General features: G+C 39.1%; 2 protein-coding genes. Both read right to left on the bottom strand.

What is annotated here, in order from left to right; translation table 11 throughout:
- Positions 1 to 3: 3 nt before the first annotated feature.
- Positions 4 to 4,686, bottom strand: a complete 4,683-nt coding sequence (locus CNR22_15555; GenBank protein PBQ33136.1) for a hypothetical protein — start codon at positions 4,684 to 4,686, stop codon at positions 4 to 6.
- Positions 4,687 to 4,808: 122 nt separating this feature from the next.
- Entirely contained in the window at positions 4,809 to 15,041 is a 10,233-nt protein-coding gene (locus CNR22_15550) for a hypothetical protein (GenBank protein ID PBQ33135.1), read from the bottom strand.
- Between the last annotated feature and the right edge of the window lie 76 nt (positions 15,042 to 15,117).

The following is a 15,117-nucleotide window of genomic DNA, read 5'->3' as shown; positions in this document are numbered from 1 at the left end:
AAATTATTCCAGGCAAAGTTTTTTACAAACCCTATTTTTATCAGAAAAAATTTCAATAACGTAAATTCCTTTAGCAACTGAGGAAAGATCGACAGACTGTTCTTTGCCTATATTACCTTCCATAATAAGCGTTCCCAGAGGAGAAAATAATTTGAATGCTTGTTTTCCTTTTGAAGCAAGAACAAAATTGACGATACCCGTAGATGGGTTCGGAAAAACACTATTGGTTTTTGAAAAATCCTCGTCCATTAAACTGCTACATATATCTACAATAACACTTGCTATTCCAACATTGGTGCACGTATTTATACCTTTCCCGATGGCGTTGTATACAGATGAAATCATAGGATTTGCATTGAAAGTATGAGAAACACTTCCACCTGGCAACCATGTGTAGGATGTTGCACCTGTAGCGGTAAAAGTTACAAGTTCTGCGGGGCATAAAGTTGCATCTGACTGAAAAATAGAAATAACAGGAACTGATCGCGTTACAACCGCCAGTGTCTTTGAAGCGGTGCAACTTTCGGTGTTTGTACCGTAAACTGTATATGTTGTATTAAGGGCCACTGTTACCGTATTTAGAGAACCGTTAGCGCCGGTATTCCAAAAATAAGAATTAGCGCCGGAAGCAGTAAAAGTTACAACGCCTGAGGGACAAACAGCTGTAGCCGACTGTACGGTTGTAATTACCGGCACGGTATACGTCATTACCTGCAAAGTTCCACTCGACCTACATCCTAAACTATTTTCTCCTGAAACCGTGTAGATAATGGAACTGGTTGGTGAAACCGTTCTTACACTTCCGGTGCCTAAACTGGTCCATGAGTAGGTTACCGCTCCTTTTGCATAAAGTGTGCATGAAGAAGCTGGGCAAATAACAGATGGATTGGCAATAAGCGTTAGAACAGGAACCGGTGAGACGGTAACACTAACGGGAATTCTCAGGCTTTGACAGCCACTCAAAGAATTTGAGGCTTCTGCATAAAAAGTGCAGGACGATGAAGTGTTTACGCTATAACTTATTCCTGTGCCCAAACTTGTAGAAGACGTTATAGAAGAGTACCAGTTTACTACAGCGGGACTGAAAACATTTACGCTTAGCACGGCTATTCCATTGTTTCCGCAAACAACTGTATTATTTGCACTAATACTTGGATTGGTAACAGCAATGGCTACTGATTTAGTTTGAACACAATTTGCAGTGTTGGTAACAGCAACCGTATAAACTGAAGTTACGGTTGGTGAAACACCAATGGTGTTTTGATTCGAGCCAGTGCTCCACGTATACGTACTTGCAGAAGTTGTTAGGCTCAGTATAGAAGTGTTACCAAGGCATACAAGTGTTGGAGTAGCCGATAAAGTGAGGGTGACTTCGCTTATATTTACCATTACTGTACTTTGTGCTGAACTGCAATTACCCTGCATTGCAGAAAAATAGTAAATTCCCGACGACAGCGCATTTACGTCAGAAATTGTCGGACTTTGCACACTCGCATTGTAGCCATTCGGACCAATCCATTGAAAAGAGCTTGCTGAATTTACAACACCATTCAGAGACAAAGATTCTCCAGAACAAACCAGTGACGAAGCAATCTGAGCCAAAGCAAGCGGCAAAGCATTTACAACTATAGAAATTTCGGCAGACACCGCTGTAGATGAATTAGCACTGCATGTCGTAGTCAGTACAAAATAATAAGTCCCCGCGTTTAGAGAAGGAGAAATAAATTCGGATGAAGTCGCGCCAGTGCCTCCGCTAACATCTGCATAAGGTCCACCTGGGGCATTGCTCACCTGCCACTGATAAAAAACACCTGTTCCCAGTGCATAATTTAGGGCCATTAAAGTTGCCGCCTGAGCTGCACAAAGAGAAGAAGAGATAGCTATGACTGTTCCTGCAGAAGCGGAAGAACAGGGATTTGTATTTTGGTTAAATTCATCGGCGCCAATATCCGGCGCGGAGCCAGCTCCCGAATAACCAGAATTTCCATAACGAATATCCGCATCGAAATCATCTGTAATTCCGGTAATATTAGTTGCTGCACTTTCAAGTAAAGAACTAAGATTTGATGTCACATGTAAATAATTAGGAGAGGATGCTAAAGTATTTTGAAACGAAACAGTCTGCGTTACTGAACCAGATTCTCTTGGTGAGAGAGCAGTTTTAAAAGTCGCCAGAGTTTGATAGGCCGTGCTGCCATTTTGCAAAATAACATTTGCTGAACCGGGAATGCCTGCGTAAAACAGATTCGTATTCGATGCAGCCATATAGTTTGTAAAAGACGTCGAACTTCGTCGGAAAGCAGAATTGGTGCCCGTTCCAGTCGAAGAAAGATTTAAGAAGCAATTATTTCTAAGGGTAAGGCTTACGGTTGAGGACGCATAAATTGCGTTAGAATTATAATTCCCTCCTGTACTTGAGGCTGTAAGATATACTGTATTAAAATACGTATGTACCGAAAAACCTGCATTTATATAAATTCCGTTAACGGCATTATTGGCGGAAGAATTCGGCGCATTCATTCCACCGATAAAATTATTACACAGCGTAGTGGTTATTGCTCCAGGTAAATAAATTCCATGAGCAATGCCAGATGTTCCGGTAGCCACCCCGTCTGTTATTTTATTTTTATAGAAATTTAATCCTGCCCCACCACCGGCCAGATATGCTGAATAGACTGCAGATCCAGCTCCATTTGAATTTAAATACTGAATGGTATTTGCAAAAATTCGGGGTGCATAATTTGGAGAAACGGAAGCTGTAACATACAATCCATAAATAGTTCCGTTTCTAAAAACAGAACTGAGTGTATTATTATGAACGCTGGAAGGAGATGTTTGTGTACCATCGCCCAGGTAATCCAGGTAAAAACCGTAAAACGCACCGTTGCTGTTTATCGTAACGTTTGAAATCTTATTCTGAAACACATTTTTCTGAGGATAGGGACTTGAAGCTCCATCCGTTGTGTAGATGCCGTAAAAATTTCCGGAACCAGCAACTGTAGCTGTTATATTCGAAAAAATATTCCCGGAATACGTCTGAACGCAAGTTGCGGGAGAACTTCCTGTGGAGTAATATAAATAGAGAGCTCCCGCGGAGGCCGTTCGGTTATAAGAACCGATAATGCTATTTGCACAAACATTTAAAAACCCTTGCGTTGAAGACGCGTTGTTAATTAAATACTGCGATCCACTGTGATTTAGAAATAGATTTGACCAGGTGTTACCATTGATAGTTGTTGCATATGAATCATTTGTGTTATAAATAAAATAAACGCTACCGGTTCCAGTATATCCAAAATGATTTAAGCTTGAGAAATGATTGTTATCAACATTGAGGGTTGAAGTGGTTGCGCCGTTAGCATTATAAATGTTATACATAGTACCGGAATATGATGCGGAACCGCTGTACATATAACCCAGCGTATTGCCTGTAATGCCAATCAAACCAGGAACTGCTCCGTTGTTATATATCAGATAGGTGGACCCACTTGTAGCGGAGGTAGAATTATTAATAAAAACGTTATTAGTAACAAAAATATTTTCACAGGAAGCAGTATTCCAGATGCCGTAAAAAGCGCCGGATGTAGAAGTTGCGTAAGTGCAATTTATAATTTTGTTACCAATAATAGTAACTGTGTTGGACGCGGGAGTTGCACCAGAACCATTTTCAATTACTGAAATCTGAGAACTTGTGCCACCACCATTCAAAGTAAGTGTATTATTTTTAAGCGTTGTATTTGCGCTTTTTGCAGCGCCCAGATAAATACCTTTTAGAATTGCCGGATGATTTATTCCCAAACCGGTATTATTATTTATTTTATTAAACCCAATATTCAGATCGTATTGCGCCAGAGTTCTGATCCCCATTGCTGCATTCGAAGACCCACCACCTCCAAAATTTAGTAGTAAATTACCTGTAGACATTAAGTTTCCTCCTATATCATTCGCATGATCCGCATAAGTAAATGGGCTTACATCGGCGAAGCCCACCATAGAAATTCCTATGTTGCAGTTTTGAATAGTATTGGCATAAAATTTATTATACGAATTGCTTCCTGAACTTACACTCACAGATATAGCTGCGTTATGAGCACTTGAGCTTGCATTTATAACATCTATGCCCCGCGATCCATCTGAAGAGGGTCCTGAGCCGCCTGCGTTATTAATTCTGTTTAAAGTAATGGTGCAGTTTTTTAAAATATTATTTTGACATCCGTCAGCGGAATTTGATTTAAATAATCCATAACCAAACTCCATTGTAGAAGGATTAGATGTATTTGGATCATAAATATCTATCCCATCAATCGTAATATAATCGCATCCAATTAATCTAAAAACTCCGTCCTGGTGCATAGACCCTGGGGTTCCAGAGCCGCCTGTATACGCCACCAGTAAAGGGTTTGAGCCAGTTCCTGTTTTTTTAAAAATTATGGGATTTAGAGAAGTGCCACTTGCTGTAAGTGAATAGCCTCCTGTAATAACAGTCTCTGTAAAGCCTGCCGCGATGTTCACAGTCACTGGCCCTGAAATACCTTGTAAATTAAGGTCTGCGATAACAGATGCCAGACTCGTATAAGTGGAGGGAACATTTAAGCTTCCTGAAAGTTGGGCGTGTAAGTGATTTGCAAAAGCGAAAATAAAAACCAAATACCTAATTTTTCTCATGATGAATGAATTACATTTCATTCAAATTAAGATTATCCTGATTTATAAAGTCAAGGTTTAGACCAGTTGCCAAATACTTTAGATGAAACAAAAACAAAAAAGGCCATCCTTAAGACGGCCTTCTTATAAAGTATTCTAAAACTCTATTCTACAATAATTTTGTAACTAGCACTTTTAACTCCTGTTTTTATGTACACGAAATAAATTCCTTTTGCGTAAGATCTCAAATCAATTTCTTCTTCCTGAGACATTATTTTCGTCTCTAAAATGAGAGAGCCAATAGAGTTTTCTACTCGTACAGTTTTTTCCCCGTCAAAACCAAACTCTATATTTATAATTCCGGAACTTGGATTCGGGAAAACTGAAATAACCTGAGTGATATTTTTAGTAGAAGCTATTCCTGTGCAAGGCTCCACAACCACAGTAACAACAGCGTTATTCAAACAATTATTTTGATCAGAGCCCACAACGGTATAAGCAGTTGTGCTAAGAGGATTCACTTCATAAATCGGAGAGTTAGACACTGTAGGAGTCCATGTAAAACTATAGACACCACCCGCTTCAAAAACAACAGATTCACCACTACAGATAGTCGCACCTGATGGAGTGACCGTAATAACTGGTAACGGATTTACTTTTACATTCAGGTTTTTAGTTGTCCAGCAACCTGGGCCGTTATAAGCGATAACAGAATATGTTGTGGTGACACCTGGTGTTACTGTGATACTGTTTGTGTTAGCTCCACCGGTCCACGTATAATTACTTGCGCCGGAAACACTGAGCGTAGAACTTGCGCCGAGACAAATCACAGGCGGTAAAACCTGAGAGGTTAGAGTAAAAGCAGGTGCTGAAGAAATTAATATTGTTGTAGAAGAAGGCGGACAAACAGGATTTGAACCAAACACTGTATAGGTTGTAGATACAAATGGCGAAACAGCAATAGAAGGTTGGGTTATTCCAGAACTCCATGTATATTGATTTGCACCCATAGCAGTGAGAGTAGCCGCATTGCCCAAACATACCGTTGTTGCCGTAGTTGAGATCGTTAAAGATGGATTTTGAATGACGTCTAACGACACTGTTGTAGAGGAAGCGCACTGACCATCGGAAAGCTCAACAGAATAAATACTCGTTGCTGTAGGACTTGCCACTACAGATACTCCAGCAGAAGAAGACAAACTATTTGAAGGACTCCAGGAGTAAGTTCCTACCTGCGTGCCATTTAATTTAAAATCAGGTCTTACAAACCCAATATTTACATTACTTGTTGTGGCCGCTGCAATAGCAGAAACACTTTGATTATCGGCCCGGTAAACTAAAGTACTTTGAAAACCAATTGGAGAGTTATACTGAGCCACTGTATTCCCTGATGTTCCAACAATGCTATTTGAAAAAACCGTTTCCAGAACTAAGTTGCTTAATCCATCCCAGATAAAAGGAGCAGAAAATGTATGAATATTGTTGTATCCTACTGAAGGTGTGTAACTGGTTAACGGAACTACATTAGATATTCCTGTTTCAAAAACACTCAAAACACTTGTGGTGGTGGATTTCATGCCAACCATAAAATTCTGACAACTGAATAAAGTACTATTCCAGTTACTTCCTAAGCCAGCAATTGGAAACTGAACACTTTGAATAGGTGTTCCGGTTGTGAATCCTGCACTAGCTAACTCAGACGCAAGAATGAGCATTTGCATTTTCTGTCCCCCATAATAAACCGAATACGGCGCAGGGTATCCTGAAGCGGCATTCTGTATAGTTTGCGAGCCGAAATTTAAAGTCGGACTGGTAATGGGAATCGAAGCAGTTATTGTTTGTGAGCCGCCAATACAGATGGACGAGCTCGGCGGAACTAAAGAAAAATCCGGTGGCGTAGCGTGCACTATTACATGCACTAGAGCAGGTGCCGAAGTGCAATTGGCATCCGAGGCATATAAAGTGTAAGTTCCTCCTGAATTAGTAACTGCGTTTGTTATGGTTGGATTTTGGATGGTGGACGTAAAATTATTAGGTCCTGTCCAATAATAATTTACACCAATGTTACTACTTGCTGTAAAATTTAGATCCAAACCAGAACAAAGTGTCGGACTTGAAACAGAAGCGCTGGCTGTTGGTCCGGAATTAACAACCACAGTTAACTGATTAGATGTGCCGCTAATATTTCCATTGTTACATGTTGTAACAAGCACAAAATAGTAAGTTCCTGAAGATAATGTGGAAGTTGTGTAAGCAGTTGTATTAGCTCCTATACCTCCCGCAACATTTGAATAAGGTCCGCCTGAAGTAGACGAAACTTTCCATTGATGAGTAATATCACCTGCCGCAGTATATCCCGTAGAAAGCAGATAAATAGTTTGACCCTCGCAATTTATCGTAGAAGTAGGAATCGCTATTGTACCTGCACTTGCTCCCGAACATGGAATTAAACTTTGTTCGTATTCATCTGCTCCAATGTCGGACGCAGTGCCCGTTCCAACGTAACCCGTATTACCCTGACGAATTTCCGAATCCACGTCATCATTTATTCCATTAACATTAACAGCTCCACTTTCGGTAACAGAGGGGATTGTAAAGTCTACATGCAGAAAATTTGTAGACGTTATTGCTGTGCTCAAAAAAGGAGTATTCTCAGAAGCAGACGCATTGTCTCGCGGTGAAACAGTGGCCTGGTAAGCCGGTAAAGTTTGACAAGAGTTTGTGCCATCATAAAAAATAAGATGCGATGAGGATGGAATACCCGTATAAAAAATATTATTATTTGAACTGTTCTGATATCCAGATAAAGAATTTGAACTTCTGAAATAGGCCGTAGTTAAACCGACTCCGCTTGGTATAGAACTATTTATTAATATATTATTTCGCAGATCTAAGGACACCGATGAAAGGGCGTATAATGCTGTAGATCCAAACAAACTGCCACTGCTGGCCGCGCTCAGCTTAACCGTATTATAAAACACCTTAACATTCGAACCACCGGCCACATTAATTCCTTTTATCGCATCGCCCAAAGTGGTTAAAGGCGTAAAAATATTTCCAATAAGATTGTTATAAAGCGTTGTGTTAACAGCCGAGTTCACACGAATGCCTTCCGCTTTTCCTTGCGTTCCGAAAGCATTTAAATCGCCAATTTTATTTTTAAAAAAATTCAATCCACTTCCCCCACCTAATAAATAGGCGCCATGTATATCAGCTGTTATTGCTGTAATGGAAAAATGACTTACAGTATTTGAAAAAACATTGGCTGCGAAACCAGAGGAAACATTCCCACCTATGTATAGCCCATAACAAGGGCCCGCCCAGGAAACACCAGTTAACGTATTATTATAAACTGAGGAGCCTGAACCTAGTCCATCTCCGAGAAAGTCAAAGTAATAACCATAGAAAAATCCCAGAGCGTTGTATGTAACATTGGAAATACTATTGTTGAAGGCCTGTTTCTTAGGATAAGCAGTACCTGATCCATCCATGGAATAAATTCCATAAAAAGAGCCTGTACCTTGAGTTCCCGCAAAGATGTTTGAAAAAGAATTTCCTGAAAAAACCTGGGAACAAGTCGCAGGAGAATTTCCATTGGAATAGTACATATACAAAGCTGCAGCAGTGGCCGTTCTCGAATAATTGGTTGCTGTATTATTTGTAACATTCAACTGTGAACTCGTATTGGATGGGTTATACATTAAATACTCATTTCCATTGTGATAAAGGGAAATAGACGTCCATAAATTATTATCAATATCATAGCGAGCATTATTATTAGTGTTATTGACAAAATAAATATTTCCAGACCCTGGAATGCCGGTATAACTATATCCTGTGAACGTGTTGCTATTGATGGCTAAGGACGTGGCGCTTGTTCCGCCGGCATTAAAAACATTATAAAAATTTCCTGAATAATCGACAGTTGCATTTGTAAAAACTTGTCCCAGTTTGTTAAACGACATACTAATAGAATTGCTTATCGCACCCGTGTTGTAAATCAAATGAGTGTTTCCACTGGCCAGCGCCGAAGAATTACTCACCACCGAATTTAAATCCATGGAAAGGCTTGAGGGTGATGCGCCTGAATTGTAAAGTGCGTAGAAAGCTCCGGTGCTTGTGTTTGTTGAATTTGCATTATTCGAAATAGTATTGGTATTCATACTTATACCATTACTAACTGCTCCCGCATTATGGACAAGAAAATTGATTCCTGAAGAAAACTCCACAGCGTTTCCACCTACATAATTAGAATTCATACTAAGACTACCCGAACAAACAGCAGAATTATAAACTCCGTAAAAATTACCTGACGCCGGCGTTGCAGAACTGGTGGTGTTGGAAACAGTGTTTGAGTTTAGACTCATATTGTTAGCTACAGCTCCGGCATTATAAATAAGGTAATTATTCCCAGCGCTAAATTCCAACCCATTTCCATTCATGTCATTAGAATTCATGCTCAAACTACCTAAACATGCTGCAGAATTATATACGCCATAAAAATTACCGCCTGCGTTTAAAAGGCTTTTAAAATTACTAACCCTATTGTTATCAAAGACCATTGAACTTGTGACAGAACCTGTATTGTAAATAAGATACCTTGGACTATTGCTTGCAGAGGTTGAGCAATTTGTATAAGTATTTCCACTCATACTTAAACTGGCTGACGAAATGCTCCCATTGTAAATGCCGTATAATGTTCCAGTACCAGGTGTGATCGTAAATCCACTTATTACATTAGAATTCATGGTAAGTGATGGGATGTTTATGGTCGGACTTCCAGCAGCGTAAACTAGAAAAACAGGTGCAGTCGGAACCGACACGCTGCAATTACTTAGTGTATTAGCACTCATATTGAGCGAAGAAACGGGAGAAGTTGACGTTACAATAGAGCGATTAAAAATTCCATAAAAGGTTCCTGTTGTTCCTGAAGTGTAACTAAGATTAGAGATTAGATTATTACTTAGTGAAGAAGTGGTTGAAACGGTGCCATTCGTGAAAATGGCGTAACATGTTCCTGTTGTTGCTGGAAGGAGAACATTGTTAACGACATTACTATTTGCCTCAAAGCTCCCTTGCGAATTTGCTGTGTTGTAAATAGCACCAAATGATCCGGTTGTATTGAATGGAGCAGAATATCCAGAAATGACATTGCCATTAAAATGTAACGCAACGCTTGCAGGACTGGTGTTATATACCAGATATTTAATGTTGGCTGAATTAGTGGTTGCTATTGACACTAATGAATTTGTAGTTATACTTAAGTCAGTAACAGAAGTTGCATTATGCAATACACCATACAATACCCCTGTTGTAGAACTGTGGGAAATTGTCGAAATAAGATTATTTGCAATAGATATAGACCCTGTAACAAGTGCTGTATTGTTTATCATATAACAAGCAGCAGTACTAGAAGGTAAATTTTCAACGCTGAAAGTGTTGCCGCTTATAGTTAGATTACCACTCACAGATCCTGTGTTAACAGCATTATAAAACACACCAGTCGTATTGCCAGTTGCATTGTAGTCCGTAACAGTATTAGAGCTGATATTTGTTGTAGAAAAACTTAAACCACTGTTGGAAATAAAATAGCGAGGGGCGCTTGAAGTTGTAGAGGTGAAATTACTGAAGATGTTTCCACTCACATTTAAGTTGGTAAAAGAAATTTGAGTATTTAATATCCCATTAAATGTTCCTGAAGATGACGAAAAGGAAGCCGCCCCTACTACATTGTTAAGAATGGAGATTGAACCAATAGCTACAGTGGTGTTAACACCGCGACTTGTAAGGTATTGGGTGGAACCAAGAGTTGTATAAAAACTGGTGTTGATTAACGTGTTCGAAGAAATACTTAATCCAGATGAATTATAAGCGTTGTTGTAAATTCCAAAAAACGATCCCCCGGCGCTCGAACTGTGTGTAAGATTTGAAACCAGGTTATTATCCATACGCACGGTGCCGGTTACAGACGCTGTATTGTAAGAAATATATGCGGAACCTGTTGTTGACCTTAAGTTATGATTTAAAAAAGTATTGCCCGAAACGATTAGATCTCCGAGCTGATTTCCTGTATTGTAAATGCCGAAAAAATTGGCACCTGCATTTAATGTGCTTGTAAAATCGGAACTTAAATTATTTGTGATACTTGCCATTGTTGATCCTGAGCCGGTATTATAAATAAAATACCGCGTACCATTTGTACTCGTTGTAACAACATTCGAAAGTGTGTTGTTTCCTATACTTAGAGTCGAAAATGACATGTTGTTGTTAAAGATTCCGTAAAAACTTCCTGTCTGAGAAGGAAACATAATTGCCGAGGAACTATTACCCGAAATAGTTATATCAGTAACTGTCGCCGCAGTAGGAGAACGGTTACTATAAATAAGATACAAAGCGCCGGTGGTTGAGTTACCCACAATATTTGTAAAGCTATTTGCAGTAATATTTAAATTAGAGGAGGATGCTGCATTATTAAAAACACCTACAAATGCACCCGTTGTTGCTGTATGGTTAACTCCCGAAACAAAATTACCAGTAAAATTTATAGAGTTTACCGTACCTGAATTATAAAGAAGCTGACATACTGCACTTGTCGCGGAAAGCTTATGGCTGTCAAAAGTATTATTACTTATGCTAATACTTCCCTGACTTTGTGCACCATTATTAATTCCAAAAAAAGAGCCCGTAGTGTTTAATGTACTGCTGACATTTGAAAAAACATTATTTGAAAGATCTGCTCTGCTTAAAAACGCTCCTCCACTAAAAACCATATATCGCGCGCTTACTGTACTGCTTACATTCAGGCTTGTTATTGAATTACCACTAATGCTCAAGCTTCCGGATGTAATGGCAGAGTTATTTATACCGTAAAAAGATCCTGTACTGGTTAGCGTATGACTTAGATTTGTTAATAAGTTTCCGCTTATTGAGATCGCCGAAATTGTATTTGATTGCACGCCACTGGAACTAATCATATTAACGCTTCCAGAAAGAGTTTTAAATGTGCTATTGTCAAACTTATTGTTAAGGATGTTAAGTGTTTGGGGGAAATTACTGTTGGCATAATTTGCGGCGTTGTAAATTCCAAGTAATGAACCTCCGGTATTTGTTGTACTAGTGTATGCACTTACCAAGTTGCCATTAATGGCAATAGCATTTGTTACCCTTCCGCTATTAGCCAGCAGTTGCTGAACACCGTTGGTTGCCGAAACATTTACGTTTGTAATGGTATTCGTAAGCAGGTTCAAATTTAAAGATGTGAAAGCTGAATTAACAATAGCATTAAAAGCGCCTGTAGTTGCCACGCTAGTATAGGAGTCCACAAGATTGTTAAGCATACTTACATTGCTAAGCGTTGTTGTTACAAGGCCAAGATTTAGAATAAGATTAGTGCTGCCGCCCAGTGAGGCTGAATAATTATTCGTAAAAGTATTGTTACTTAATTCTGCGCTCAAACCTGAAGAGGCACTGTTATTGTAAATCCCATAAAAAGAGCCACCAGACGTGATGCTGTGACTACATTCCGAAACGAAATTATTACTCAGCGATAAAGAGTTGGTTATTCCTCCATTGTTGTAAACTAAAAACCGATTCGATGTTGAAGCTGTTGAAATTAAATTTACAAAAGAGTTGTTGGTAATGAAAAGATCTCCTGCCGAAGAATTACCACCATTGTTTATCGCATAAAATGTGCCTGTGGTCGTTACTGTATTTGTGAGATTTACAAAACTATTCGTTGCTATCGTAATAGACGTGGTAACCGGGCATGTATTATTTACGAGTACTATTCCACCGCTGGTACCAGAGGAACTGCTATTCATGAAACTATTCGACTGGATTGAAAGAAGCGCACAGTTTGTAGTTGCAGCACCCGCATTTACAATTCCGTAGAAAATCCCGTTTGAAATATTCGAATGGGTTAACCCCGAAAGGATATTATTGCTCGCTGTCACAGAAGTAAATAAATTTCCTGCAACACCTCTGTTATAAATAAAATAGGTTGCACCCGTAGAAGAATTTAATAAGCTGGACGTAAAAGTATTCTGACTTACATTAATACTAAGAGCAGAGGCCGTGTTATTATAAAAACAAAAAAATGCTCCGATCCCCGAAACACCGCTTGTGTAATTCGATATAAGGTTATTTATAATCGAAATGGAAGTAAAAGTATTTGTGATTATACTACTATTATTTATTAAATGTGTTTCACCCGTTGTTGCCGTCGAACTATTATTCAAAAAGGTATTGTTGCTAATATTGAGTGCACCCGACGACACAGTTGTAGCGTTATTATTATAAATATTATACAGAACACCCGTAGTGTTATTCGTGTGAGTACAATTCGAAATCAAATTTCCACTTATAGTTTCCGACGTCAATGCGGGGCCAAAATTACTGATGAGATAGCGTGTTGACGTTGCAGCGGTCCATATACTTGAAGTAATTGTATTATTATTAATACTTGTTATAGTGGACGTAACACCATTGTTCCAAATGCTGTAAAAAGGCGCAGCGCCGGTAGCTGCGTGTGAACAATTAGATATAAGATTACCATTTATAGCTACCGATGAGAATGTATTGGTTAACGCGCCTCTGTTATATATAAAGTGATTGGCGCCGCTTACCGCATTTACAGCAATATTAGTAAATGTATTTCCACTCATCTCCAAATTTGAAGACGAGGCAGCGTTGTTGTAAATTCCAAAATAAGACCCTGTAGATGTGATTGAATTTACACAAGCCGAAAACAGGTTATCACTCATCACTATTGAATTTGTAACCGCAGCTGAATTGTAAATTTGAAAATTGGTACCCGTTGCTGTCACTACCCTGTGATTGGTAAACGTATTTTGTTTTATTTCAAGATTTGCCGAAGAAGCGCCGCTGTTAAAAATTCCGTAGTATATGCCGGATGAGCTTATAGTGTGACTGCAAGCGCTAGATGTATTATTATTTATAAGAATACTATTGGTTGTAGCACTGGCATTGTATATCATGTAGATATTACCGGTAGATGCTGTAACCGTATTTGTGTTAAACGCATTACCACTAACATCAAGTATGGCAGTAGACACTACATTATTAAAGATAGCCCCATACGCTCCCGAAGTGCTGGCAGCATTTTTACAATTATCAATCTGGTTAGATTTTATAGAAATAGATGTGGTAACAGCTCCGGTATTATAAATTAAGTAGTTTGAGCCGGTACTTGCAGTGGTATTCACTCCACTAAATTTATTTCCACTAATATCAAGATAGGCAGAGGAAGCGGCATTATTGAAGATGCCTAAAAAAGAACCGGTGGTATTTAAACTGTGCGAAGAATTTGTAATTAAATTATTATTAATTGTTATGGTGTTGTTAGAAGCTCCTGCTCCGGAAACATTTTCAATAGCAGTTAATTGTACGGCACTTGCACTCGAATTAACCGTAATGGTATTATTTGTGATAGAAACGTTGGCGCTTGCAGCCAGATTGGTGTAAATTGCTCTCAAAGCGGCGGCGTGATTTGCGCCGCTCCCTGTGTTGTTATTAAAGACATTATAAGAAGCATTCAAATTGTATTGGGCAAGTGTGCGGATACCAGCCGCGGGATTTGTTGCACCACTTCCACCACCAAAATTCAAAATACTATTGCCTGTAATACTGCTTGTTCCGCCTACATCATTGCCTGTATCTGCAAGCGTAAAGGGGCTCGGCGCCACGTAACCGATAAGAGCCACCCCAACATTGCAGTTGCGAATTGTGTTCGCATAAAATTTGTTATTTGAATTGCTTCCTGAAAACGAAGTGGGTGTTACTGCTGTAGTTTGCGTAGTGTGCAAAGAGTTTACAACATTAATTCCACGCGAACCATCTACTGCGGGTGTTGTACCAGCGGCGTTATTAACCGTTCTAAGATCTATGACGCAATTTTTAATAGTATTATTCTGACATCCATCGCTAACACTTGTTTTAAAAAAACCATAGCCGTATTCCATACTAGCGGGATTTGTAGTGTTTACATCAACAAGGTCAATTCCGTCTATAGTAATATAGTCCGATCCGATAAAACGCCATATTCCATCTTGTATGGCAGACGCAGGAGTTGACACGCCAACAGGAGCTGTGATTAAAGGGTTTGCCCCGGTTCCTGTTTTTCTAAAAGTTATAGTATTTACACTTGTTCCTGTTGCTGTTAATGAAAATCCTCCTGTAGGAGCTGTTTCTGTATACCCCGCATTAAGTTCAATAATAACAGGGCCGTTTACACCTTGTGAATTTAGTGCTGAAATTGCCGCCGCAAGGTTCGTATAGTTAGTAGGTATATTATAAGTTCCTGAAAGTTGTGCGCTTACCTTAGTACTTATAGCTATCACCAAAGCGCAAACCCCTAAAAATTTTATGATTTTTATCATTATTTCGTTTAATCATATAAAATTAGCGCATTTTTCCTAATATAATAGCGGATTAACACTATTTTAGTGACAACGA

The sequence above is a fragment of the Sphingobacteriaceae bacterium genome (genome assembly GCA_002319075.1).
Classification (GTDB): Bacteria; Bacteroidota; Bacteroidia; order B-17B0; family Aurantibacillaceae; genus Aurantibacillus.
The sequence above is the reverse complement of the archived record's forward strand: the minus strand, read 5'-3'. Positions and strand labels throughout refer to the sequence as shown.

Excerpts from the sequence above, each read along its gene's own strand:
- CNR22_15550 (PBQ33135.1), bottom strand. The coding sequence starts at position 15,041 with ATGATAAAAATCATAAAATTTTTAGGGGTTTGCGCTTTGGTGATAGCT.
- CNR22_15555 (PBQ33136.1), bottom strand. The coding sequence starts at position 4,686 with ATGAAATGTAATTCATTCATCATGAGAAAAATTAGGTATTTGGTTTTT.